Raw genomic sequence first — 23,810 nt, 5'->3', positions numbered from 1 at the left:
TCCTGTCTCCGGCCCGTGCCGGATCGCCGGATCAGACGGGGAGATGCGCTCGGGCCGCCGCCTCGATCAGCGTCGCCCGCTGACGTGCCGTCAGTTCGCCTGCCGCCGTCCTCTCGTCGGCGACCTGGGTGACCGCCCGCACCAGGCCGCCCCGGTCCTGGAACGGGCCCTGGTCCCAGACCTCGTCGAGGAACGTCAGACCCTCGGCGCCGGGGCGGTTCTCGATGCCGGTGGCCGTGTCCCCGAACACGATCTCGGGTTCGGCGCGCTTGAAGTACATGTGATAGCTGTCGGTGTTGTCGATGTAGAAGGGCACCAGGGTCAGGCCGTTGGTGGTGAAGGTCATGGGCTCGCCGGTGGGGCGTATGACCCGGCTCAGGTCGCGGCTGAGCGGGTAGTCCCGGTACAGGGTCAGGTTCTGGTACTCCGTGGCGGAACTGCGGATCACCAGGGGCACGGGACCGTAGGCGACGGCCTGCGTGGCGGGGTCGTCCAGCGCGCGCTCGATCCGCAGGGTGAAGGGCGCGGCGATCTCCACCCGGTCCCCGGTCCGCCAGTGCCGGCTCAGCGAGACATAGGTGCCGGGAGTGGCCCGCACCCGCTGCCGCACGCCGTTGAGCCGGACGGTGAAGCCGCGCTCGGCCCAGTACGGGACCCGCAGTCTGAGGTCGAAGCGGCCGTCACCGGTCACGGTCAGGGTGCTGGTGCCGGAGGGGTCGGCCGGGTAGCCGGTGGACTGGGCGATCCTCAGTCCGCGCTCCCGCCAGTCCAGAGTGGACGGGAGATAGAGGTTCACATAGAGGGTGGAGCCGTCCGCGGAGCTGAAGTAGACGGAGTCCTGGAACTTCGCGTGGGTTTCGAGCCCGGTGCCGCCGCAGCAGGTGCCGAGGTTGCCGTACGAGCGCCGGGCGCCCGGATTGACGGGAACGAAGTAGGTCAGCAGAGGGTCGGTGTCGCTCGAGGTGTTCCGTCGCGAGGCGAGGATCTGGCCGTACAGGGCCCGCTCGTAGTACTGCATGTACTTCGGGTCCGCGGTGTGGAAGAACAGGCTCCGGCTCAGCTTGAGCATGTTGTAGACGCAGCAGGTCTCGGCGTTGCTCTTCTGGATGGTCCTGGCGATGACGTCCCGAGCGCCGAAGATCTCGCCCGAGCCGGCCATGCCGCCGTCGACGTACGTGCGATGCGGTACGACCATGTCCCAGAAGTTCCTGGCCGCGGTGAAGTACTCCTGCTCCCCGGTCTGTTCGTAGATCTCCAGGTAGCCCTGGTACTGCGGGATGTGCTGGTTGGCGTGCTCCCCGTCGAGGGTGTCCTCGTTCGCCACCGCGGCGTCGAACAGGTAGGTGTTGTCGAAGCACTTGGCGGTCGTCAGGTACTTCTCGTCGCCGGTGAGGGCGTGGAGGTCCGCCATGACCACCGGCATCGCGTTGTACTCACCGGCGATGTAGATCTTCCACATCCGGTCGAGCTGGGTCCTCGGCAGATGGCCGAGTCTGCTGTACGCCCAGTCGCCCATGCCCAGCACGATGCGCAGGGCCTGCTCGTTGCCCGCGTGCTGGTAGGCGTCGAGCAGCCCGCGCATGATCATGTGGCAGGTGTACCAGGGCGCCCAGATCCTGGGATAAGTGGCGTACTGCTCCAGCAGGATGAACTGCGTCTCGGGATACGCCGCCAGGTAGCCGGCGTGGCTCGGCGCGGCGGGGTCGTCCGTGCCGACCAGCGCGGCCAGGGCGTCCTGGCACTCGCCGAGCGCGGTGACCATGTAGTCGGCCTTCTCCTTGTAGGCGATCTCGCCGGTGCCGGCGTAGGCCAGGCTCAGGGCGCTGAGGAAGTGCCCCGCGTAGTGGCCCCGGAGGTTGCCGTCCGCGGTCTCCCAGCCGCCGGGCGGCTGGGCTCCGTGGGTGTCGAGCCCGGCGTTGGTGCGGAAGACGGCCAGCATGCGGTCGGCCGGGTAGGCGTGCAGGAAGTTCAGCACCCGGTCACGGTTGTCGGTGAACAGGCTCGGTCCGAGCGTCACACGGGTGTTGTCGAACGGCTTGACGACCCAGGACGAGGGCGTGGGCAGGACGACGTCGCCCGCGGCGGCCGGGGCAGAGGTGGTGCCCGCCGTCGCGGCCGCCGCGGATGTCGCACGCGTCGCTGCTTGGGCGCCGGCCGGGAACATGGCCTGGAACGCCGGGATCGCGGTGGCGAGAGCGGTCAGCCGCAGCAGATCGCGGCGCGGTAGTTCGGACATGGCGGTCTCCTCCGGGGCAGCGGAAGCCACGGCGGTCCGGCAGGCACACAGCGGGCAGACGTGAGCGGCACGCGGGTGCCCGGCCGGGACAGGGCATGACGTTCCGACAAGTACGTGCGGTGCGGGTGCGGAACGGGAGTCGGCGCAGTCGCGAGGGCGCACACGTGCGCGCCGGTTCGGGGCCCCGCGTCGGCGCCGGCTCCCTGTGCTGTTCGATATATCGAATTCCGTTCGAAGTGCTGACTGAGGTTATGTGGGCCGTTTCACAGGTGTCAATGGGTGCGGCTCGCCCCGCGCCGGAGCGGGCGCGTGGTGTGTGCACGGATGGTGAAGAGGCCCTGAGGGCTGGTGAGATGCGGTCGTGGGAGGGGTCGTGGGAGCTCGGAGCCCGGGGGGTCGTCCGGTGCGGTGCGATCGCCGTCCGGAAGGGGAAAACCGGTTTCTCGGGGCGATGCGAGCCTGGTGAAATGATCTTCACGTCCGGACACTACGATCGGACCGCAAGACAACCGTTCGGCCGGCCCGATCCGTGAGTGCCGGTCGGGGTCGCCGATGCCAGGGTCCGCTCCCCGGGCTGCGGTGATCTTCCTTCCCCGGAGGACCTTCCGCATGTTCCGAAGTATTGGGAACGCTGTCGTCCGACATCCAGTCTGGACGATCGTGGCATGGCTGATCGCGGCAGTGGCGATCGTCGCCACCGCTCCGAGCCTGCCGTCGAACAGCGACGAGAGCAGTTTCCTGCCCAAGAGTTACGAGTCCATCAAGGCCGCGGACCTGCAGCAGAAGGCGTTCCCCAGCGCCTTCACGCCGTCCGCGATCGCGCTGTACCAGCGCACCGACGGCAACAGGATGACCGCCGCGGACAAGCAGGACATCGCCCGGATCACCACAGAGCTGGGCAAGAAGCACATCGACCAGGTGCAGAAGGTCGTCCCCGGCCCGCCGTCCAAGGACGGCAGGTACGGCCTGACGCTGGTGCAGATGGACAGCAAGAACGCCGGCCAGCCCAAACAGGCCGACGCCGCCAAGGTCTTGCGCGACGACATCAAGCAACTGGCCAAGGGCACGCATCTCGAGGTCAAGCTCGGCGGCTCTGCCGCGCAGGCCCTCGACCAGCAGGACTCGTCCAAGCGCGGCCAGGCGCTGATCGGCATCGGCACCTTCGCGATCATCCTGGTGACCCTGCTGATCATCTTCCGCGCGCCGATCCTGGCCGTCCTGCCGCTGATCCTGATCGGCCTGGTGTCCGCCATCGCCAACGGCCTGATCTCCTACGCCACCAAGCTGTTCGACCTACAGGCCAACAGCTCGATCTCGTCGATCCTGATCGTCGTGCTCTTCGGCGTGGGCACGGACTACTTCCTCTTCCTGATGTTCCGTTACCGCGAACGGCTGCGGGCCGGTGACGAGCCGAAGCAGGCCATGATCAACGCGGTCGACCGGGTCGGCGAGGCCATCGCCTCCGCCGCCGGAGCGGTCATCATCGCCTTCCTCGCGCTGGTGCTGTCCACGCTCGGCTTCCTCAAGCAGATGGGCCCGGCGCTCGCCATCGCGGTCGGCGCCACACTGATCGCGGGCCTGACCCTGATCCCGGCCGTCGTCTCGCTCATCGGACCGAAGGTCTTCTGGCCCTCCAAGTCCTGGCAGCGCGAGCCGGACAACGCCCGCTTCGCCGCCCTCGGGCGCGGCGTGCGGCGCCGCCCCGCCCTGACCGCCGTGGTCTCCGGCCTCGTCCTGGTCGTGCTGTCGCTCGGCATGCTCGGTTACAAGGCCACGTTCGACCTGGCGTCCGGCTCGATGCCGAAGACCAAGGAGTCCATGGTCGTCCAGGACGAGATGCAGAAGGCCTACTCGGCGGGCGCCGCCGCACCCACCGACGTCTACCTGTCCAGCACCGACGGCAAGCCGCTGGACAAGGCCGCCTTCGACGCGTACCAGAAGAAGCTCGCCGCCGTGGACGGGGTCGCGGACGCCCGTATGACCCAGGTCGCCAAGGACGGCACCACCGCGGACTTCACCGTCACCCTCAAGTACGAGGCGTCGACGGACAAGGCGATCGAAGCCGTGGGCGAGGTGCGCGACGTCGCGCACTCCAGCGCGCCCGAGGGCACCGAGGCCCTGGTGGGCGGCATGTCGTCGATCTACAAGGACATCAACGCCGCGGTCAACCACGACTACCGGACGGTCTTCCCGGTCGCCGCCGTCCTGATCATGATCATCCTCGGGCTGTTGCTGCGCAGCGTGGTCGCCCCCTGGTACCTCATGGCCTCGGTGGGTCTGGGCTTCGGTGCCACGCTCGGCGCCACCGTGTGGATCTTCCAGAACGGACAGGGACACTCGGGCCTGATGTTCATGCTCCCGGTGATCATGTATCTGTTCGTGGTCGCCATCGGCACCGACTACAACATCCTCATGATCGCCCGGCTCCGCGAGGAGGCCCGCGAGGGCCGCGAGCCGCGTGAGGCGGCCGGCCTGGCCCTCCGGCACGCCGGGCCGACCGTGGCAGCGGCCGGCTTCATCCTCGCGGCCACGTTCGCCACGATGATGCTGGCGGGCAACTCGCTGCTCACGGAGATGGGCTTCGCGGTGTCCTTCGGCATCGTGGTCGCCGCCTTCGTGATGGCGATGTTCTTCACCCCGAGCCTCACCGCGCTCATCGGCCACGCGGCGTGGTGGCCGGGGCACGGGGACCGGGCGCGCGAGCCGGCACTCGGCGGGGGCGACACGACCCCCGGTTCCCAAGCGGTCCCCGGCCAGGACCGGGACGCGGTCGCGTCCGAGACGTCGGGGCACCGCGAGTAGGGCCTGTCCCGGATCGAGGCGGCACGGCCGCGGCGGGCGAAGGCGCTGTCCAGCAGCGTCTTCGCCCGTTCCATGTTCCACACTGGTCTGCGGAACCGGTTCGAGACCGGTCGCCCGGGATCGGCCGACGGGACAGGGGAGAGACCAGTGGCATCGAAGACACACAGCGTGGGCGTTCTCGTCTTCGACGACATGAAGATGCTGGACCTCTCCGGCCCGGCGGAGGTCTTCAGCGAAGCCAACCGGTACGGAGCCGACTACCGGCTGACCGTCGTCTCGGTCACCGGCAAACCGGTGCGCACCTCGATCGGCCTCCAGGTGCCGGTGGACATGGACGCGGACGCCGCCCCCGCCTTCGACACCCTGCTGATCCCGGGTGGTGACCTGCTGCCGGGCCGTCCCGTCGACCCGGAACTCGTCGCCGTCGCGAAGAACCTGGCGGAGAAGGCCGGACGGGTCGCGTCGGTCTGCACGGGCGCGTTCGTCCTGGCGGCGTCGGGCCTGCTGGAGGGCAGGCGGGCGACGACGCACTGGGAGCACACGACGTCGCTGGCCCGCGGCTATCCGTCGCTGCACGTGGCGCCCGACGCCATCTACGTCAAGGACGGCACCACCTACACCTCGGCGGGAGTCACCGCCGGCATCGACCTCGCACTGGCGCTGCTGGAGGAGGACCACGGCCCCGACCTGACCCGGAAGGTCGCCCGCTCGCTGGTGGTGTACATGCAGCGGGCCGGCGGGCAGTCGCAGTTCTCCGCCTCGCTCCAGGGCCCGGCTCCCCGCACCCCCGTGCTGCGGCTGGTCCAGGACATCGTGCAGGCCGATCCGGCCGCCGACCACACCCTGGAGTCGCTCGCCGAGCGGGTCCGGGTCAGCCCCCGCCACCTGACCCGCATGTTCCGCGCCGAGCTGGACACCACGCCGATGAAGTACGTGGAACTGATCCGCTTCGACCGGGCCAAGGCCCTCCTGGACGCCGGACACGGCGCCACCGAGGCCGCCGCCCTGTCCGGCTTCCCCAGCTACGAGAGCCTGCGGCGCGCCTTCGCCCGCCACCTGGGCGTGTCACCGACCCGCTACCAGCACCGCTTCAGCACCACGCGCCCCGGTTCCGGCACCGCGACGCCCACCGGACACACCCGCGGCACCGGACACCCGTGAGAGCGCATGGCCGTTTTCGAGGACTTGTCGGCCATCCGGTAGCGGACGCGACGGCCGGAGGGGGCGGAAGGTGGGAGCACATCGACACCCACCGTCCGAGGAGGCCCCCATGGCAGAGAAGATCGCCGGCGTCGAGATCCCCGACAGCAAGCTCGTCCAGGACGCCACCGACCTGATCCGCGACACCACTCCGCCGCTGATCTACCACCACTCCCGGCGGGTCTACCTCTTCGGCAGCCTCCGGGCCCGGGCGCTGGGCGTCCATCCCGACCCCGAACTCCTCTACGTGGCGGCGCTCTTCCACGACACGGGTCTGGTGCCGCCCTACCGCAGCGACGACCAGCGGTTCGAGATGGACGGCGCGGACCAGGCGCGGGCCTTCCTGCTGAGCCATGGCGTCCTCGACGCCGACGCCGACACGGTGTGGACGGCCATCGCCCTGCACACCACGCCCGAGGTGCCGTACAAGATGGCCCCGGAGATCGCGGCCACCACGGCGGGCGTCGAGGCCGACGTGCTCGGTCTGCACCTGGCCGACATCAGCGAGGCCGAGATCGACGAGGTCACCGCCGCCCACCCCCGGCCGGATTTCAAGCGGCAGATCCTCGCGGCGTTCACGGACGGCTTCGCGCACCGCCCCGACACCACCTTCGGCACGGTGAACGCGGACGTGCTGGAGCACTTCGTCCCCGGCTTCCGGCGCACCGACTTCGTCGAGGTGATCCAGAACTCCGCCTGGCCGGAGTAGACGCGATGTGCAGGGCCGACGGCGTCCCCGGCACGACCCAGGAGAGTTCCGGGCACGACCCAGGAGAGAGGAGGAAGGACAGAGCATGGTGAACACACCCGCTCGGCGCACGGCGGACGTCGTCGCCCCGGCCGGAGGTGCGCCGCGGGCCGCCGTTCGCCCCAGGGGGGTGGCCGGCCCCGGCCGCCCGGACGTCTCCTGGCGGGCGAGGGCGTCTGCCGCCGTCTCCGTTCCCGTCGCCCTCGTCACCGTCGTCCTCGGTGTGATGGCGGCCGGTCTCGTCGTGCCCCAGGACGTCCATCTGGCGACCCTGTTCATCGCCGCGCCGCCCCTGATGGCGGCCTTCTCCACGGCGCTGCCGACCGGGAACGTGGCCGGCCTGTCCCTGGTGGCCGCGTTGGTCTGCGACATCCGCGACGGGCTGCTCGGCTCGCCCATCCTCGTCGTCCATGCGGCGACGCTGCTGGTGGTCTCGCTGCTCCTCGTCGCCTTCTGCCGGGGCCGGGAGCGCAGTCACCAGGAGGCGAGCCGGCTGCGAGCGATCTCCCAAGCGGCACAGCACGTCGTCCTGCGGCCGCTTCCGCGCCGGATCGCGGACCTGAAGGTCGCCGCCCTCTACCGTGCCGCCGACACTCTCGCCGACGTCGGAGGCGACCTGTACGCGGCGGCGAAGACCCCGTACGGCACCCGGTTCCTCATCGGGGACGTCAAGGGCAAGGGTCTCGCGGCTCTGGACGACACGGCGGCCGTGCTGGGCGCGTTCCGCGAGGCGGCGTACCAGCACCCCACCCTGCCGGATCTGGCGGCAGCCCTCGAAGGGAGCTTCCGCCGTCATGTGGCGGAGGCGGCGGACACCGACCCGGACGCGGCCGAGCGCTTCATCACGGCACTGCTCCTGGAGTTCCCCGCCGACGGCGGCGTCATGAGGTCCGTCAGCTGCGGACATCCTCTGCCGCTGCGTGTGCACGGCAACCGCGTCACCGCGCTGACGAGCCGGAGCCCCTCGCCGCCCCTCGGTCTGGCCGGTGCCGACCGCGAGAACTACCGGCAGGAGGAATTCGCGTACGCCCCCGGAGACGCGTTCCTGCTCTACACCGACGGCCTCGCCGAGGCCCGTGACGCCTCCGGAGCCTTCTACTCCGTCACCGAACGTGACATTCCCTGGCGCACGGCCGGGGCCGATCCGGAAGCCCTGCTCCAGCAGGTCCACGCCGACCTGCTCCGCCACACGAACGGGCGCCTGCACGACGACGTGGCGCTCGTGGCCGTCCAGTGGGCCCCTGCCTGCTGAGGCGGCGACCGCTGGCGGGCCGCCCCGGGTCGGACACCCACGGCCGGCGTCGTGCACATTCGGCGGGCTCAGTCGCGGATGTCCTGCAACAGCCACTCGCGGGGGATCTCGTGGCCCATACCGCGCTCGCGAGCCCGTTCGTAGACGAGCGCCGCGACGGCGTGGAACTGGGCGCCCTGGATGTTGCCGCGCTCGGAGAACGTCACCTGCTCATCGCTCTCGCGGGCGCGGGCGCGGCCCGCGAGTACCGCGTCGAGGTGGACGACCCGGGCATCGGCCGGCGGGCGGCGGACGCCCCTGTCGTGCCGGTGGCGCCGCCAGACGGCGGCCCCGGGGTCGGCCCGGTAGGTGACGTACTCGTCCTCGGTCTCCCAGCCGGGCGCGGACGAGGGCACGCTGGCGCTGCCGAGCCTCAGCCACACGTCGAAGCGTTGCCGCGCCCGTGCGTCCGGGCTGCCGCCGATGCAGGTGACGTGGGTGCCCGGCCGGAGATGCCGTCCGAGGACGACGTCGCCGACGGCGTCGGTGCAGCCGGCGACGATGTCGGCGCCCTGATGGACCCGTTCCGGCTCGTCGACCGCCACCGCGTCCAGGCCGTACCGCTCGCGCATCTCGGCGGCGAAGCGGTCGCGATGAGCCCGGGTGGGGCTGTAGACCTGGACGCGTTCCAGCGGGCGTACGGTGCGCAGCGCCTCGACGTGGCTGCGTGCCATGCCGCCGGAACCGAGCAGGCCCAGCACACGCGCGTCACCGCGGGCGCCGTGGCGTACGCCGATGGCCGAGTCGGCGCCCACCCGCAGGTGCTGCATCAGCCCGTCGTTGAGCAGCGCGAGGGGTTCACCGGTGCGGGCGTCGAGCAGGAGGACCAGCCCGCAGAACAGCCCCGGCCGCACGCAGTGCTTCTCCTGGGTCCGGCGGCCCGGGGGACCGGTCTCGGTGAGCACGTCGGACTTCATCCGGAGGGCTACGTAGCCGGTGCGGGCCGAGCCGCCCTCCATCGTCCCCCACCGGTAGACGCGCTCGTCGTCCACGGGCAGGGCCAGATCGATCCGGGGGCGGCACACTCCCGTGCCCGCGGCCAGGTCGCGATAGGCCTCTTCGAGGGCGTGCACCACATCGTCCATGGTGAGCACGGCGGCCGTGACGTCGTTGCCGAGGACGAGCATGCTCCTCCCTTCGGCGCTGCTCGGGGGCTTCGGGTACCGGTGGCGGCGGTCAGGGCCGCACGGGTGTGCGGGGGCCCTCGTGCTCCGCTCGCGCGGCGAGGTGCCGCCACATCGATGAGACGTTGAAGGCGGGCCCGAGGTCCGGCAGTTCGGCGATGTCCTCGTCCGGGATCGGGCGCAGGGGTGCGCCGCTGGCGGCGACGGCCAGGGTGGTGCGGGCCAGCGCGTCCACGGAGAGGGCCCGGGTCACGGCCTCCGCCACGGCGTGGCGGGGATCGCCGGTGCCGACGGAGACGAGCCCGTGGCCGCGCAGGACGACGACGGGACGGTCCCGGAGCGAGGCGACCATCTGTTCGGCGAGGTCCCGGCGGCGGATCAGGGCCGAGCGGGGCCAGACGGGGATGCCGTCGTGCGCGAGCCGGGCCGCGGGGATGTCGTAGGAGCCGACGAGCGGAAGCCAGGGCAGGTCCGCGGCGGAGGCGGCGACCACGGCGGGCGGATGGGCGTGCACCACGGCGGTGACCTCCGGCCGGGCGCGCAGCACCTCGGCGTGGATGGGCAGCTCGCTCGGCGCCGACCACCCCGGGGGTGTCTCGCCCTTGCCGTCGAGGTCGACCTCCTGGACGTCGTCGACCGTGGTGAAGGCCAGGCCGCACTCCTCGGGGCCGCGGCCGCGGACCAGGAGGGTCTGGTCGCCGGTGCGGGCGCTGACGTGTCCGAGGATGTGCTCCGTCAGGCCGGTGACGGCGAGGACGCGGCAGGCGACGGCGACGCGCTCACGCAGTGCTTCGTACGACTCCACCAGGATTCGCCCGTTCTCTATTGGTCTGTTGGTATGACTTTAAGCCATTGTCGAAGAGCTGGTCAACGAGCCACCTGGTCATGGGACAATGCGCTCATGCCTTCCCGACCCAGCCATGCCCGGCGCGCTGAGAACGAAGCCGCGACGCCGGCCAAGCGGACCGCCGCGCCCGAGGGCCTGTTCAAGGCGGTGTCCTCCAGTCGCGTCTCCCAGCTGATCGTCGACCAGATCCGAACGCTGCTGAAGGAGGAGCACCTTCAGCCCGGCGACCGGCTGCCCAGTGAGCGCGATCTGTGTACGCAGTTCGGCGTCAGCCGGGTGACCGTGCGGGAGGCGCTGCGCAGCCTGGAGGCCAGCGGGCTCGTGGAGATCCGTGTCGGTGCCCGGGGTGGTGCGTTCGTGACGGCGCCGTCGTCGCGCCGGGTGGGCGAGGGTCTCGCCGACCTGCTGTCCCTGTCACCGGTGACCTCGGCCGAGGTGACCGAGGCGCGGCTCGTCTTCGAGCTGGGCATCGTGCCCCTGATCGTCGAGCGCGCCACCGACGAGGATCTCGACGCGCTGCGTGCCCTGTGCGACGAGCACGCGGAGGCGGTCAAGCAGGGACGGTACGACATGGAGATGTCCGCCGACTTCCACGCGCGTGTGGCGGCGTGCACGCACAACGCCGCGATCGAGATGCTCGTCCAGTCCTTCCACGGCCCGATGCTCATGAGCCTGCGCGAGGCGCAGAGCATCGAGCCCCGGATGGGGCAGAAGGGCTCGAAGGAGCACCGCGCGTTCGTCGAGGCGCTCGCGGCGCGTGACGCGGAGGCGGCGACGGAGATCATGCGCACGCACCTGAAGCGGACGGCGTCCCGGGTGAAGGGCGAACGCTCCGGCTCCTAGGGGACGAGCCGCCCCCTGGCGGCGAAGCGGGCAGGCCCCGGATCCGGTCGGGTCCGGGGCTCTTTTGTGTCCGCCGCTAAGGCATTATGGTTAGACCATCAGGCGATCACAGGGCTATGGCCATCACAGGAGGCACCATGGGCAAGAAGGGGCGCGTCTTCGTCCGCGGCCTGACCTCGGAGACCTACGGGCTGGGCGAGTACCGCCGACGGCAGCTGGCCGTCAAGCGGGTGCGTGACGACTCCGTGGTCGTCGACGACGCCAAGGTGGCCCACTCCGGCGACAGCGAGAAGTCCCGGACGTGGTGGCGGGTGGGCCCGGGGGACGAGGACTTCCTCACCCAGACCATCCAGGTCCACTTCGTCGAACTGCCGCCACAGTCCAGCAACCACGGGCACGGCCACCAGAACGAGGCCGCCTTCTACATCCTTCAGGGCCGCGGCTACGAGATCCACGACGACCAGCGCTACGACTGGGCCAAGGACGACCTCGTCTTCGTCCACACCGACTCCGTGCACCGCCACTTCAACCCCTACGACGAGACCGCCACCGCCCTGGTGGTGAAGGCCAAGAGCACCTGGATGTTCATGGGCCTGTGGCAGCAGGGCCGCAGCGGCCCCGTCGAGAGCGAGGACGAGTTCGGGCCCCGCGAGGACTGGTCACGCATCTGGACGCCGGGCGTCGGCGAACGCAAGAAGGTCATCAAGCCGGCCGACACCACCTGGGAGAACACTCCGCTCGGCCGGGTCCGCGTGCTCTCCTCGCCCGAGCGCACCGACGCCCGCATCTTCTCCGTCGACGCCTTCGAGCTCGACATCCCCGCCGGCAGCCGCTCCGGCAAGTACTGGAAGATGGCCGACGAGGTGCTCTACGTCCTCGACGGAGGCGGGTACGCCCTCCAGTGGGAGGTCGAGGCGGAGATCGCCGAGAAGTACTACGCGCGCGTCGCGCTGGAGCCGACCCGGCACGAGATCACCAAGGGCGACACGCTGTACGTGCCGCAGAACCACGTCTGCCAGCTCTTCGCCTACGACGGCACGCCCCTGCGGCTGCTGTCCGCGCAGAACCGCGTCTTCAAGCACCTCGGGTACGACACGGTGCACTTCATGGAGGACGCCCCCGAGTACCCGTCGGCGCCCGGCGCCTGACCGAGGCACCGCACGCCCGACCGGAACGCTTCGGCCCCGCACCGTCCTGACGGATGCGGGGCCGAAGCACGTCGTGCGTCACATGTGGTCCGCGGCGGCGGCCTCCTCGGCCGCCGCCAGGAGGTCGTCGAGAGTCAGCCGGGCCGGCTCCCGCGCCGTGTCCAGGCGCAGGGCGAGCGCCCCGTGCACGGTCTTGCGGATCCGCCGCCCGTCCAGCCCGGTCAGCAGCTTGCCCACCCGCTGGTGCACCGCGGCATCCTCCGCCAGGTGCGACAGTTCGGGCCACTGCGCCGCCAGCGAGCGCAGCGAGTCGGCGACGATCCGCGGCACCACCGACTCGTCGGGCAGTTCCGTGCGCACCACCAGGTCCGCACGGGAGAGGAACGCCTCGTCGACGGCCTCGGCGAAGTTCGTCGTGACCACGAGCAGGGTGCCCGGACGCTCGGCCCGCAGCGCGTCGAGCCCGCTGAGCACGGCGTCCGTCGCCCGGTGCACGTCCACCGGGTTGGTGTCGAAGGACGCCGCGTGGCGGCGCACCGCCAGCGCCTCGACCTCGTCGACGAGGACGAGCGTGTGAGGGCGGCGCGCGGCCAGCTCCGGCAGGGTCTCGCGGAACAGCCGGGAGACCGCGCGCTGGCTCTCGCCCAGCATCTCGCTGGGAAAGGCGTGCGGATCGACCTCGACCAGTGTCGTCGCGCCGTGCGGGGCCAGGGTCCGCGCGGCGGCCTGGGCCAGGCCCTGGGCCAGGGTGGTCTTGCCGGTGCCGGGCGGACCGGCCAGCACCACCAGACCGTGCGGGGCGACGGGCGAGCCCGCGAGCCGCCGCCCGTGCCGGAGCACGAGGACGGCGGTCGCGAGCAGCCGCTCCTTGACCCGTGGATCGACGATGACCGAGTCCCACGGCCCGTCGTGGTGGTCGGCGGGCAGGGCGTGGATCCCCGCGACACCGTGCGGAGTTGCGGTGCTCACCGTCACAGGTCCTTTCGCTCAGGGCCAGGTGGGGCGGGTCAGCGCGGGCCACCGGATCGTCGACGGGTCACCGGCCTGCGCGTCGCGGATGTGGTCCGGCGGCTCCTCGAACAGCACCAGCGGATCGCACAGGGCCCGCATCGTCTCCAGCAGGCTGTCGAACATGTGGATGCGGACCACCTTCGCGGTGTGCTCCGGGTCGGTGTTGATGTGCTGGTGCCACAGGAAGTGGTCGACGACGATGATGTCGCCCTTCTTCCAGGGATGACGCTCGCCGCCCTCGGGCTCGGTGCCCAGATAGCTCTCACCGCTGCCCTCGACGACGTACAGCCACGCCTCGCCCGGGTGCCGGTGCATCGACTGGGCGCGGCCCGGGCCGATCTCGAACATCGCCATGGTGATGCCCGAGGCCTGGTAGCCGATGGCGCGGTCCAGCAGGAAGGTGGTGCGGGTGCCGCGCGGGGTGTTGCGCAGCTCCAGCTCGTCCCAGCTCGTGTGCAGCCGGCCCGAGCGGCGGGCCTCCTGGTCGCGGGCCAGCCGGCGCAGCCGGGTCGCGTACGGGTCGGCGCCGTCGCGGCCCGGTGAGAACGGCGGGCGCGGCGGCAGGTCGGCGACGGGTGTGTGGCCCGCGTCCTCCAGGACGGCCATGCCCATGGTCTCCAGCAGCGGCGCGCTGGAGAAGGTGAGGTAACGCGTGGCAATGTCCCCGTCGTTGCCGCTGCGGTGCCAGGACCAGGCCGGCAGATGCAGTGAGTCGCCGGGGCCCCAGTCGATCCGCTTGCCGTCGATCTCGGTCCAGCCCCAGCCGGCGACGACGAAGACCATGGCGTCCCACGAGTGCCGGTGCAGCGTGGTCGTCGTGCCCGGATCCAGCTCGTGCGCCAGCGCGTCCATCGTGCGGGTGGGCCGGTCGCCGTCGGCGCCGACGTAGACGCCCACGCGGCTGCCCCGCTCGGTCGGGTGCATCGCGACGTCCTCGAGGGCGACGACGGTCCGCTGGTTCTTGCGCCACTCCTCGATGAAGGCCGCTCGTCGTCGTTTCTGGACGTGGTAGTGGGTGACTCCGGTCGTGGTGTGCGTACTCAACGTGTCTCCCAACAGGAGGTGGTGAAAGGGGAGTCGAAGGATCAGGAGGCGCCGGCCGCGGCCCTCTCCACGCGGTACTCGCGCACCGTGCGGCTGCGGGTGGCGCTCGCGCCCGAGACGAGGGCCGGCACCAGCCCGCCGAAGGTGAGCGCGGCGACCGGACCGAGCACGCCGGCGGCGACGCCCATCAGCGAGTCACCGAGGGCGGGGCCGCCTCGGGAACACATCTGGTAGATGGCCGAGACACGGCCGCGCAGCTCGTCCGGCGTCTCCACCTGGACGGCGGCGTGGCGCACGGTGGTGGCGACCGCGTCCGCCGCGCCCAGGGCGAGGGCCGCGGCGCCGGCGATCCAGAAGGTGCGGGACTGGGCGAGGGCGACGACGGCCAGGCCGTACGCGGCCGTTCCCCACAGCACGATGCGTCCGGCGCGGGCGGTGCGCACCAGCCGGAAGACCCACACCGATCCGATCAGCGCCCCGGCCGAGGGGGCGGCGGACAGCAGGCCGTAGCCGGTGGCGCCCACGTGCAGGACGTCCGAGGCGAAGGCGGGCAGCAGCACCCGGTACGCGCCGAACACCGTGGCCGTCAGGTCCAGGCCCATGAGCTGCCAGACCACGGGCCGCTCGGCCACGTACCGCACGCCGTCCCGGAGGCTGTCCCACAGCGAGGGGCGCGCTCCGTCGACGCGCAGGGACGGCACGCGCAGGACGGCCAGCACGGCGACCAGGGCGGCGTAGGTGACGGCGTCGAAGACGTAGACGGCCCCCGGCCCGCCGACGGCGATCAGCCCGCCGGCCAGCGCCGGGCCCACCAGGACGGCGAGCTCGCGCGAGGGGTTGAGCAGGGCGAAGGCTTCGACGAGCCGCTCCTTCGGCACCATGGCCGGGATGAGCGCCTGCCGGGCCGGCTGGTCGAAGGTCGCCGCCGCCGTCGCCAGCAGCGAGGAGACGACGACAGCCCAGACCGTGGCGGAGCCCGCCAGGGTGAGCGCGGCGATCCCCGCCGACACCAGCAGCGCCACCCCCTGCGTGACCTGGAGCAGCCGGCGGCGGTCCAGCCGGTCGGCGTAGATGCCGCCGGCCGGGGACAGCACCAGCAGGGCCACCGCCTGCGCCAGGCCCACCAGTCCCACCTGCGCGGTGGAACCGGTTAGCTGGTAGACCTGGTACAGGTTGGCGGCGACGGCGCCCCGGGTCCCGATCTGGGACAGGACGACGCCGCCCCAGTAGAGGTCGAAGTCGCGGTTGCGCAGTACCTCGGGTATCGCCATGGGTCAGTCGACCGGGACGAGGGTCACCTTGTCCGGGGCGACCGAGAAGTGCACCTCCGTGCCCGGCGGTATGGACAGGGTGGGGTTGGAGCGGTTGCGTATCTCCAGCTCCCCGACGCCCACGATGTGGTCGACGACGTCGCCCATGAACGCGCGGGTGAGGACCGTGCCCGACCACTCGTTGGGCACGTTGCCGCGCCGCTCGCGGGACAGGTCGACGCACTCGGGCCGGATCGAGACCAGTACCGGGTCCCCGACCGTCGGCGTCTTCTCCACCCCGTGGGCGACCATGCGGCCGTGCGCGGTGTCCACGCTCACCTCTCCCGCCGATGCCGAGACGACCTTGCCCTCCATGAAGTTGGAGGTGCCGATGAACTCGGCGACGAACCGGGTGGCCGGCTTGGTGTAGATCTCGCGGGGCTTGCCGATCTGCTCGATGCGGCCCTGGTTCATCACCGCGATGCGGTTGGACATCACCAGCGCCTCGGACTGGTCGTGCGTCACGTAGATCGCGGTGAGGTTCAGCTCCCGCTGGAGCCGCTTGAGCTCGAACCGCATCGACTCGCGCAGCTTGGCGTCCAGGTTGGACAGCGGCTCGTCGAGCAGCATCAGCTCGGGCCGGGTCACCAGGGCACGGGCCAGGGCCAGGCGCTGCTGCTGGCCGCCGGAGAGCTTGGTGGCGGGCCGGCCGGCGTAGGCGGCCAGCTCGGTGACCTCCAGGGCCTGCCCGACGAGGTCCTCGATCTCCTTGCGGGCGGGCCGCTTGGCGCGGGGCATCACCTCCAGCGGGAACGACACGTTCTTGAACACCGACATGTGCGGCCAGATGGCGTACGACTGGAAGACCATGCCGAGACCGCGCTGGTTGGCGTGCATGTTGATGCCCCGCGCCGCGTCGAACAGCACCCGGCCGCCGAGCGTGACCCGGCCCTCGGTGGGGCGCTCCAGACCGGCCACCGAGCGCAGCGTGGTGGTCTTGCCGCAGCCGGACGGGCCCAGCAGGGTGAACAGTTCGCCGTCGTGCACCTCGAAGTCGACCCCGCCCACGGCGTACACGCGCGCGCCCTGACCGGACCGGCGCTTCGAGGCGCGCGCGGAGGCGTCGTCGTAGCTCTTCTTGAGGGATTCGACCGTCAACATCGCTGAGGGTCCCTTCGATCAGTTCGCGGAGTCGCTCTGCAGCCCGAAGCGGGCACCCAGGCGGTAGGCAATGGAGACGAGGACGACGAGCAGGACGACCATGCAGACGCCGAGCGCGGCGAGGGTGGTGAACTGGCCGTTCTCGAACTGCTCCCAGATCAGCACCGACAGGACCTCCTTGCCGGGGCTGTAGAGCAGGATGGTGCTGGACAGCTCGCGGAAGGACACGACGAGGATGTAGACCCAGCCGGCCAGGATGCCGCCGCTCATCAGCGGCAGCAGCACCCGGCGGAAGGTCTGGAACCACGAGGCGCCGGAGACCGCCGCCGACTCCTCCAGCTCCGGCGACATCTGCGCCATCGCGGCGGAGGAGTAGCGCATGCCGTACGGCAGGTAGCGGGTGCAGTACGAGATCAGCAGGATGAACAGGGTGCCGTAGATGGGCAGCGACATCCTCAGGTAGACGAACGCCAGCGCCAGACCCAGGACCAGTCCGGGGATGACGATCGGGGTGAACGCGAGCAGGTCGAGCAGCCGTCGCCCGGGGGCCTTGGTGCGCAGCACGACCCAGGCGACGACCGCGGTGAGGATCATCACCGCCGTCGCCGCGCCCACCCCGACGATCAGGGAGTTCTTCAGGGCGGTGAACGCCAGCGGCATGTCGAGGACGGCGCGGTAGTTGTCCAGCGTCATCTGGCTGAGGGTCTTGCTGGTCGGCGCCGCGTAGTACTTGAGGAGGGAGGCGTAAACCAGCACGGCGACCGGCAGGACCACGGTGAGCAGGAAGTAGAGGATGACCCCGGCGCCGACGAACGGGCGCGCGCGGCCGAGTTCGACCGGCCGGGGCCGGAACGCCTTGCCGGTCACGGTCTGGAAGTTGCGGGAGGAGCGTTGCAGCCAGCCGGAGAGCAGCACGCCGAGGACGGCGATGAGAAGCAGGCCGATCGCGTAGGCGCCGGCCGCGCCGTAGTCGACGGGATAGGCACGCAGCACGAAGTAGATGCGGCTGGTGAAGACATAGATGCCGTTCTGGAGGCCGAGCAGGCCCGGCACCTCGAAGCTCTCCAGGGACTGCACGAACATCAGCAGCGCCGCGGAGATCATGGCCGGCCGCAGCAGGGGTATGGTCACGCGCCGCAGGACGGTGAGCCGGCTCGCCCCGGACATGGCGGCGGACTCCTCCAGGGAGGGGTCCATGGCGCGGAAGGCGGCCACCATGAGCAGGAACGCGACCGGGGCCAGGTGCAGCCCCTGCACCCAGATCATCCCCCACACGCTGTAGATGTTGACCGGCGACGCGCCGAACAGCGGTTTGAAGACGAGGGAGTTGATCAGCCCGCTCTGCGGGTCCCCGAGGAAGATCCAGGACGTGGCGTAGAGGATGCCGGGGACGATCAGCGGTACCAGTGACGCGGCGAAGAAGAGGCCCTTGAACGGGGTGTCGGTGCGGACCTGCACATACGCCAGGGCCGTGCCGATGACCAGCGCGAGCGCGGCCGAACCGAGGGCGAACCACAGCGAGTTGAGCATCATCTCGCCGGACTGCGAGTTGCCGCCGTAGGCCCGGGAGAAGGCGCCGAAGGAGATGCCCCGGCCGTCGGCGCTGAGGAAGGTGTCGTGGACGAGGTAGCCGAGCGGCACGATCGCCAGATAACCGACGACGAGGACGGCGCCGCCGACGAGCAGGCCCTGGAGGGACAGCGGGCGGCGCAGCAGCCGCAGGAGCCGGACCGCCCGGCCGTCCGCCGCGGGCCCGGGTGCGGAGCCCGGACCGGAGCCGGGCCCGTTGTCCTGCGCGGTGGTGGAGGTGGGAGCGAGGGTCATCGCGGGTCACTTCCCCGAGCCGGCGACGCCGCGCAGCAGCGCGTCGTACTTCTTGTCCCAGCTGCCGTCGTCGTTGCTGAGGCCCTTGACGTCGAAGGGGACGAGCGTCAGGCCGCGCAGGCTTTTGTCGCCGGGGACCTTCGTCGACGGGGTGAGGCCGAGCTCGACCAGCTCCTTCTGCCCGTCGGTCAGCAGCCAGTGGTAGAACAGCCAGGCCGTCGCGGGGTGCTTGGCGTTCTTGAGCATGCCGACGCCGTTGGGCCGGGCGAAGGCGGGGATCTTCGACACCCCGCTCTTGGGCAGGTGGGTCACGGGAGCGCCCTTCTCGGCGGCCCGGTCGGTGATGTAGGTGTAGTTCATCGCCTCGATGGGCGACTGGCCCGCGGAGAGGAACTGCATCATCGTGGTGTGGCCCTTGGCCACCTTGGCGTTGGCGGCGATGGCCTTCCACAGGGCGTCGACCTGGGCCTGTGTCTTGCCGTGGCCCAACCAGTACTTGGTGACGTTCTCGAACCAGTCGCTGTCGCTGACCTCGAGGGTGAGCTTGCCCTTGTACTTGGGCTGGGCCAGGTCCTCCCAGCTCTGCGGCTCGTCGCCGGGCTTGATCAGGTCGGTGTTCCAGGCGGGCTGGAACACGTTGAGGCGGCTGGCCGTCCAGTGGTCGAACTTGCCGGCCGGCTCGACCTTGTCGAGCGCGGAGCCGTTGAAGTCCGCCAGCAGGCCGTTGCCGGACAGCGCGGTCATCTCCAGGAAGTTGGTCTCCACCGCGTCGGCGCCCGCCTTGCCGGCCTGCGACTCCTGCATGGCCCGCTGGAGGACGGTCTCGGAGTTGCCTCGGAAGACGCTGACGTGGATGCCGTACTTCTTCTCGAAGGCCTGCGCGACGGGCGTGGCGATGTCCGCGGTCATCGAGGTGTACAGGGAGAGTGTCTTCCCCTCCTCGGCCGCCAGCTCCTGGGCCTTGGCGACCTGCTGGTCCTTGGGCAGCGCGGCGATCTGCGCGTAGGTGCCGTCCGCCTTGGCGGGCGCGGCCGTGGTGACGGCGCCGCCGCACCCGGTGGTGACGGCCGCGAACAGCACTCCGGTCACGGCTAGGGCGGTGTTACGGGTCCTCATGCGGTGCTCTCCTGGGGAGGGGCGAAGGGGCGGTACGGGAGTGCGGTCAGCCGGCCGCGGGGACGCCGCGCAGCAGCGCGTCGTAGGCGGTGTTCCACTTCTTGGTGTCGGTTTCGGCGGTCTTCGAGAGGCTGTAGGTGGTGGTGCCGGGCGGGATCGGATCCCGGTATCCGGGAACGCTCCTGGCCGCCGGGATGCGCAGGGACTCGGCGATGATCTTCTGTCCGTCGCCGAGGACCCAGTCCACCCACAGCAGGGCGGCGGCCGCGTGACGCGGGCGGGCCATGAGCGCCACGCCGTTGGGCCGCAGGATCACCGGCTCGACGGCGGGCCGCCAGGCCACCGGCGCCCCCTTCCTGGCCGCCTTGTCGACGGTGTGGCTGTAGACCGACAGGGCCACGGAGAACTGGCCGGCGCTGAGCTGCTCGCCCTGCACGGTGTGGCCCTTGGTCACCTTCACATTGGCGGCGATCTTCTTGAAGAGGGCGTCCACGGCCGCCGGGCTCATGTGCCGCTGCTCGGTCAGGTAGGTGTGCATCGAGGCGTACCAGTCCCAGTCGCCGACCTCGACGGACAGCTTGCCCTTCCACTTCGGGTCGGCGAAGTCGGCGAACTCCCTCGGCTCCTGGCCTTTCTTGACGAGGTTGGTGTTCCAGCCGACGACGAAGGCGTTGAAGCGCTCCGCCGTCCAGCCGCCGAGGTCCTTCGCGGCGTCCTTCAGCCCTGCCGTGGCGGGGCCGTCGTAGGCGTGGAGCAGGTGCTGGGAGTCCAGGGCGCGCAGTTCGAGGTCGTTGGTGTCCATGACGTCGTTCTGCGGCTTGTTCGCCTGGTTCTCCTGGAGTGCCCGCTGAAGCACCGTTTCGGAGTTGGCGCGGAAGGCATGGACCTTGATGCCGGGGTAGGCCTTCTGGAAGCCGTCGACGAGGTCCTGGATGTCGGTGTTGGAGGTGTACAGGTCGAGCACACCGCCCTCGCTCCTGGCGTCGGCCAGCAGCTTCTGCGTGCGCTCCTGGCCGGTGAGCGATTCGTAGGCCGCGTAGGGGTTCTCGGCGGGGGCGGAGCCGGCGGCGCCCGCCGTCGGGGAGGCGCCGCAGCCGGTGAGGAGGAGCCCGGCGGCCAGCAGGCCGGCGGGGAGAGCACCTTGACGCATCGCACACTCCTTGGACGAGGCGAACGGCTCGTGGGACGGACGGAGAGGGCACAGAGTGTGGGGGAGGGTGCGGTCGCGGCGACGGCGGGCACGGGTGCGTCGGCCGGTCGGCGACGGGTTTGCGGCTCGGGTCCGTCCCGGTCTGTTCCCTGCATGAAACAGGAGTTGAGGTATGATGGTCTAACCATAGGACAGGAGCTTTACTTCATCGTTATGACGCGGGGCCGCCCGCACCCACCGTCTCCTGCTCGAAGACCAGGGACTTGATCGTGACCGGTACCGTGCGCGACGGAAAGCGCAGCCGTCCGAGGTCGACATAGTCGAAGTCGCGCAGACTCAGCCCGTCGACCACCATGAGGTCGGCGGTGACGTCCAGTTCCTCGCGCAGCAGTCTGCCGAGGGTCAGGGCGACGTCTCCGTCGAGCACGACGTACAGCGGTCGTCCGGCGGCGGTCCGCTCGGCGAGGGCGTCCCGGACGCCGCGCGCGAACGGCAGCAGCCTCTCGTGGCTGGGCGGCCCGCTCCACGACAGTGCGAGAGCGACGTCCGCGCCCGTCTGCGCGACATCGAGCGCGACCAGGTGCCGGCGGATCGCGGCGGCCACCGCCTCGGCGTCGACCCTCTCGCCCAGCCGGTAATAAGGCCTGATCACCTGGAGGTTGCGGCGCGGCAGCAGGGCGTCCGGGTCGGAGACGTAGCCGGTGTTGCCGCTCAGCTGGACGCTGTACTCGGAGGCGCCGAGCGCCGTCGCCCGGATGCACTCGCCCGGCGGAAGCAGCGGATACGGCAGCGCACCGGCCTCCAGGCGCCGGGCGAGCGCGTGGCCCAGCCGGCGGCCGAGGTCGCCGAAGTCCCTCCGCTCCCGGCCGTAGACGTACTCCGCCACTCCGCCCGAGAACATCACCGCGTCGACGCCATCGACGATCGGCAGCGGCTCGGTGAGGTACAGCCCGCGGATGCCGGTCGGCAGCGGATCGGCGGTGACGGCGGCCACGAGAGCGTCCGCCATCGACTCCGCCACGCGGTCCAGCTCGTCGGGCCGGGCGGTGTCACCGACCTTCCAGGTGAGCCCGGCGCGAGCCGCGTGCGCCGCGCCCGCCGGGTCGAGCCGGACGATGCGCCCGGCTTCGTCGACCACCTGGAGCCGGCCGCCGACGTGGACGGCCGCCGTGGCCGTGACACGTCCCGCGTCGAGCACGGCCAGCTTGGTGGTCCCGCCGCCGATGTCGATGTTCAGGATGCGCTGACCCGTGTCGTAGGAGACCTGGGCCGCGCCCGACCCGTAGGCCGCGAGCATGGCCTCCATGTGATGGCCGGCGCTCGCGGTGACCAGCTCGCCCCCGCGCTCGGCCAGCACACCGGCGATCGCCTGCGCGTTGCGGCGGCGCAGCGCCTCGCCGGTCAGGATCACCACCCCGGTGTCCACGTGCGCCGGGTCGACGCCCGCCGCTTGGTAGGCCGTGTCGATGATCGACCCGAGGGCGCCGGCGTCGATGTGCTCGTCGTCGGCGTACGGGGTGAGCTCCACGGGGGAGCGGTGCAGCGTCTCGCGCCGCACCACCAGATAGCGGCTCGTCAGGTCCTCGCCGATGCGCCTCAGGTGCAGGCGGGAGAAGAGGACCTGGGTGCCCGAGGAGCCGATGTCGATGCCGACGCTGTGCAGGGTGACGTTGTCCTGCTGCCAGATCGGATTGTCCTCCAGAGCGCCGTATGCCTCGTCGTCGTGCGCGTGGTCGTGGTCGGGGAGGTACGCCGAGTGGACCGTGCGCACCCCGTCGTCATGGTTGTGTTCTCCGGTGTGCCGCACGGATCCCGCTCCTCGTGGACGTCGGACGATTGCTCAGACGGTGGCGGACTGCTCCGGCTTCGGCGGGAGCGTGGCGAGCTCCGCCTCGTAGACGGCGTCCATCCGCGGCTCCATGCCGTGCTTGGCGAGCGCCTCGCGGAACGTCTCGCGCACGTACGGCGACTCGTCGGCGTAGTCGATCTGGTCGCCGCCGATGCGCCGGCTGATCCAGGCCTTCGGCACGCCCTGGGCGTTGCGCACGGAGACCACCTCGTGCTTGAAGGCGAGGTAGCGGCCCGGCTCGGTGCCGGTGTTGAAGTGCTGGTGGAACCACATGTTCGGCGGCACGATCAGCGTGCCCGGGCCCCACTCGTAGCGCCGGGGCTCCTCGCCCTCCGGCCACATCAGGCTGTAGCCCTCGCCGGAGAGGATGATGACGTGGGCGCCCGGGCCGTGTCGGTGCCCCTTCTTGTAGGTGGCCGTCGGGAACTGCGAGATGTGGCTGTTCATGGAGCCCCTGGCCATCGCGAAGCGGATGTGTCCGCCGCCGGCGCCCCGCTCCTTGGCCTCGATCAGCGGCAGGTTGACCGCGTCGGCCACGAAGTTGGTGTCGAGCAGCAGCCCCTTCTGCTCGCCCTTGGGGGAGAAGTAGTCGGGCTCGCCGTCGAAGCGGTCCGGGAAGTCGTGCGGGGTGCCGAAGACGAAGCCGGCGTCGCCGTAGAGGTTGATGACGGGGGGCATGTTCGTCGAGGAGACGAAGCGTGCCGCCTGGCGTCCGGAGCCGTTGAAGTGCTGGTGGTGGGCGTTGAGGGGAATGGCGAACATCGAGCCGGCCTGCCACTCGAAGGTGACCTCGGCGCCGGCGTCGTTCCAGACCTTCGTCGAGCCCTGGCCGTCGAGGACGAGGATCATCTCCTCGAACAGCTGCCGCTGGGGCGCGAGCTTCCCGCCGGCGGGGATCTCGCAGACGTAGCAGTCGTTGGAGGTGCGGGTCGCCTCGTGGTTGATGAACACGCCCCGCCCACCGCGCCGCTCCCACGGCTTGAGCTCGACCGTGCGCAGGTCGGGAATGTAGTGGGCGGCGATGATGTCCAACCCTTCGGCGGCCACCCAGCGCGTGTAGGGGGATTCCTTCTCAGTGGCGAACTTCGCGGCCAGCGAGTCGTTGACGATCGCGTCCTTGGCCATGCGGCGGCCCTTCCTGATCGGTTCGTGCAGCGCGGCACGCG

At 70.8% G+C, this 23,810-nt stretch carries 18 protein-coding genes; 6 read left to right on the top strand and 12 right to left on the bottom strand.

Translation table 11 applies throughout. From position 1 onward, the window contains the following. Nucleotides 1-31: 31 nt before the first annotated feature. The gene (locus ABZ484_RS17400; RefSeq protein ID WP_358866742.1) at nt 32-2,236 is read right to left on the bottom strand and encodes a beta-L-arabinofuranosidase domain-containing protein; all 2,205 of its coding nucleotides are present in this window, start codon (nt 2,234-2,236) and stop codon (nt 32-34) included. A gap of 609 nt (nt 2,237-2,845) precedes the next feature. On the opposite strand from ABZ484_RS17400, the gene ABZ484_RS17395 reads away from it, so the two are divergent. The 4 genes from ABZ484_RS17395 (at nt 2,846) to ABZ484_RS17380 (ending at nt 8,238) form a co-directional block, all read left to right on the top strand. Continuing rightward, nucleotides 2,846-5,038, top strand: a complete 2,193-nt coding sequence (locus ABZ484_RS17395; RefSeq protein WP_358866741.1) for an MMPL family transporter — start codon at nt 2,846-2,848, stop codon at nt 5,036-5,038. Nucleotides 5,039-5,185: 147 nt separating this feature from the next. Further along, complete coding sequence (locus tag ABZ484_RS17390; protein ID WP_358866740.1) at nt 5,186-6,199, top strand: GlxA family transcriptional regulator; 1,014 nt, start codon at nt 5,186-5,188, stop codon at nt 6,197-6,199. Between the two features lie 109 nt (nt 6,200-6,308). Then, nucleotides 6,309-6,947, top strand: coding sequence for an HD domain-containing protein (locus tag ABZ484_RS17385; RefSeq protein ID WP_358866739.1), 639 nt, complete (start codon nt 6,309-6,311; stop codon nt 6,945-6,947). 85 nt (nt 6,948-7,032) lie between these two features. Continuing rightward, nucleotides 7,033-8,238, top strand: a complete 1,206-nt coding sequence (locus ABZ484_RS17380; protein WP_358866738.1) for a PP2C family protein-serine/threonine phosphatase — start codon at nt 7,033-7,035, stop codon at nt 8,236-8,238. Nucleotides 8,239-8,306: 68 nt separating this feature from the next. On the opposite strand, the gene ABZ484_RS17375 is transcribed toward ABZ484_RS17380, so the two are convergent. Both ABZ484_RS17375 and ABZ484_RS17370 read right to left on the bottom strand, forming a co-directional pair. After that, complete coding sequence (locus ABZ484_RS17375) at nt 8,307-9,404, bottom strand: hypothetical protein (RefSeq protein ID WP_358866737.1); 1,098 nt, start codon at nt 9,402-9,404, stop codon at nt 8,307-8,309. Nucleotides 9,405-9,453: 49 nt separating this feature from the next. Further along, nucleotides 9,454-10,206, bottom strand: coding sequence for a class II aldolase/adducin family protein (locus ABZ484_RS17370; protein WP_358866736.1), 753 nt, complete (start codon nt 10,204-10,206; stop codon nt 9,454-9,456). 96 nt (nt 10,207-10,302) lie between these two features. Between ABZ484_RS17370 and ABZ484_RS17365 the strand changes: the two genes are divergently transcribed. Together ABZ484_RS17365 and ABZ484_RS17360 are read left to right on the top strand one after the other, a co-directional pair. Continuing rightward, nucleotides 10,303-11,091 (top strand): FCD domain-containing protein, encoded by a 789-nt coding sequence (locus ABZ484_RS17365; RefSeq protein ID WP_358866735.1) that lies wholly within the window; start codon nt 10,303-10,305, stop codon nt 11,089-11,091. 116 nt (nt 11,092-11,207) lie between these two features. After that, complete coding sequence (locus ABZ484_RS17360) at nt 11,208-12,239, top strand: cupin domain-containing protein (RefSeq protein ID WP_358866734.1); 1,032 nt, start codon at nt 11,208-11,210, stop codon at nt 12,237-12,239. A 78-nt stretch (nt 12,240-12,317) separates the two neighbouring features. Here the strand turns inward: ABZ484_RS17360 and ABZ484_RS17355 are convergent, their stop codons facing one another. The 9 genes from ABZ484_RS17355 to ABZ484_RS17315 form a co-directional block, all read right to left on the bottom strand. Then, nucleotides 12,318-13,208, bottom strand: a complete 891-nt coding sequence (locus tag ABZ484_RS17355; protein ID WP_358866733.1) for an AAA family ATPase — start codon at nt 13,206-13,208, stop codon at nt 12,318-12,320. An 18-nt stretch (nt 13,209-13,226) separates the two neighbouring features. Beyond that, entirely contained in the window at nt 13,227-14,294 is a 1,068-nt protein-coding gene (locus ABZ484_RS17350; protein ID WP_358866732.1) for a cupin domain-containing protein, read from the bottom strand. Between the two features lie 41 nt (nt 14,295-14,335). Then, nucleotides 14,336-15,565: an MFS transporter gene (locus ABZ484_RS17345; RefSeq protein WP_358866731.1), complete on the bottom strand. Its 1,230-nt coding sequence runs from the start codon at nt 15,563-15,565 to the stop codon at nt 14,336-14,338. 3 nt (nt 15,566-15,568) lie between these two features. After that, the gene (locus ABZ484_RS17340; protein ID WP_358866730.1) at nt 15,569-16,705 is read right to left on the bottom strand and encodes an ABC transporter ATP-binding protein; all 1,137 of its coding nucleotides are present in this window, start codon (nt 16,703-16,705) and stop codon (nt 15,569-15,571) included. 18 nt (nt 16,706-16,723) lie between these two features. Further along, nucleotides 16,724-18,529, bottom strand: coding sequence for an iron ABC transporter permease (locus ABZ484_RS17335; protein ID WP_358866729.1), 1,806 nt, complete (start codon nt 18,527-18,529; stop codon nt 16,724-16,726). 6 nt (nt 18,530-18,535) lie between these two features. Then, nucleotides 18,536-19,645 carry an extracellular solute-binding protein gene (locus ABZ484_RS17330; protein ID WP_358866728.1) on the bottom strand — a complete coding sequence of 370 codons (1,110 nt, stop codon included), beginning with the start codon at nt 19,643-19,645 and terminating at the stop codon, nt 18,536-18,538. A gap of 46 nt (nt 19,646-19,691) precedes the next feature. Next, nucleotides 19,692-20,795 (bottom strand): extracellular solute-binding protein, encoded by a 1,104-nt coding sequence (locus tag ABZ484_RS17325; RefSeq protein ID WP_358866727.1) that lies wholly within the window; start codon nt 20,793-20,795, stop codon nt 19,692-19,694. Nucleotides 20,796-21,006: 211 nt separating this feature from the next. Further along, the gene (locus tag ABZ484_RS17320; protein ID WP_358866726.1) at nt 21,007-22,602 is read right to left on the bottom strand and encodes an ethanolamine ammonia-lyase reactivating factor EutA; all 1,596 of its coding nucleotides are present in this window, start codon (nt 22,600-22,602) and stop codon (nt 21,007-21,009) included. Nucleotides 22,603-22,635: 33 nt separating this feature from the next. Continuing rightward, complete coding sequence (locus ABZ484_RS17315; protein ID WP_358866725.1) at nt 22,636-23,769, bottom strand: ethanolamine ammonia lyase-activating protein; 1,134 nt, start codon at nt 23,767-23,769, stop codon at nt 22,636-22,638. Nucleotides 23,770-23,810 lie beyond the last annotated feature (41 nt).

The organism is Streptomyces sp. NPDC006393 (assembly GCF_040628575.1).
Lineage (GTDB): Bacteria > Actinomycetota > Actinomycetes > Streptomycetales > Streptomycetaceae > Streptomyces.
Note: the sequence above shows the minus strand (reverse complement) of the source record. Positions and strands in the feature narration are given on the sequence as shown.

Excerpts from the sequence above, each read along its gene's own strand:
- ABZ484_RS17400 (WP_358866742.1), bottom strand. The coding sequence starts at position 2,236 with ATGTCCGAACTACCGCGCCGCGATCTGCTGCGGCTGACCGCTCTCGCC.
- ABZ484_RS17395 (WP_358866741.1), top strand. The coding sequence starts at position 2,846 with ATGTTCCGAAGTATTGGGAACGCTGTCGTCCGACATCCAGTCTGGACG.
- ABZ484_RS17385 (WP_358866739.1), top strand. The coding sequence starts at position 6,309 with ATGGCAGAGAAGATCGCCGGCGTCGAGATCCCCGACAGCAAGCTCGTC.
- ABZ484_RS17380 (WP_358866738.1), top strand. The coding sequence starts at position 7,033 with ATGGTGAACACACCCGCTCGGCGCACGGCGGACGTCGTCGCCCCGGCC.
- ABZ484_RS17375 (WP_358866737.1), bottom strand. The coding sequence starts at position 9,404 with ATGCTCGTCCTCGGCAACGACGTCACGGCCGCCGTGCTCACCATGGAC.
- ABZ484_RS17365 (WP_358866735.1), top strand. The coding sequence starts at position 10,303 with ATGCCTTCCCGACCCAGCCATGCCCGGCGCGCTGAGAACGAAGCCGCG.
- ABZ484_RS17360 (WP_358866734.1), top strand. The coding sequence starts at position 11,208 with ATGGCCATCACAGGAGGCACCATGGGCAAGAAGGGGCGCGTCTTCGTC.
- ABZ484_RS17345 (WP_358866731.1), bottom strand. The coding sequence starts at position 15,565 with ATGGCGATACCCGAGGTACTGCGCAACCGCGACTTCGACCTCTACTGG.
- ABZ484_RS17340 (WP_358866730.1), bottom strand. The coding sequence starts at position 16,705 with ATGTTGACGGTCGAATCCCTCAAGAAGAGCTACGACGACGCCTCCGCG.
- ABZ484_RS17335 (WP_358866729.1), bottom strand. The coding sequence starts at position 18,529 with ATGACCCTCGCTCCCACCTCCACCACCGCGCAGGACAACGGGCCCGGC.
- ABZ484_RS17330 (WP_358866728.1), bottom strand. The coding sequence starts at position 19,645 with ATGAGGACCCGTAACACCGCCCTAGCCGTGACCGGAGTGCTGTTCGCG.
- ABZ484_RS17325 (WP_358866727.1), bottom strand. The coding sequence starts at position 20,795 with ATGCGTCAAGGTGCTCTCCCCGCCGGCCTGCTGGCCGCCGGGCTCCTC.
- ABZ484_RS17315 (WP_358866725.1), bottom strand. The coding sequence starts at position 23,769 with ATGGCCAAGGACGCGATCGTCAACGACTCGCTGGCCGCGAAGTTCGCC.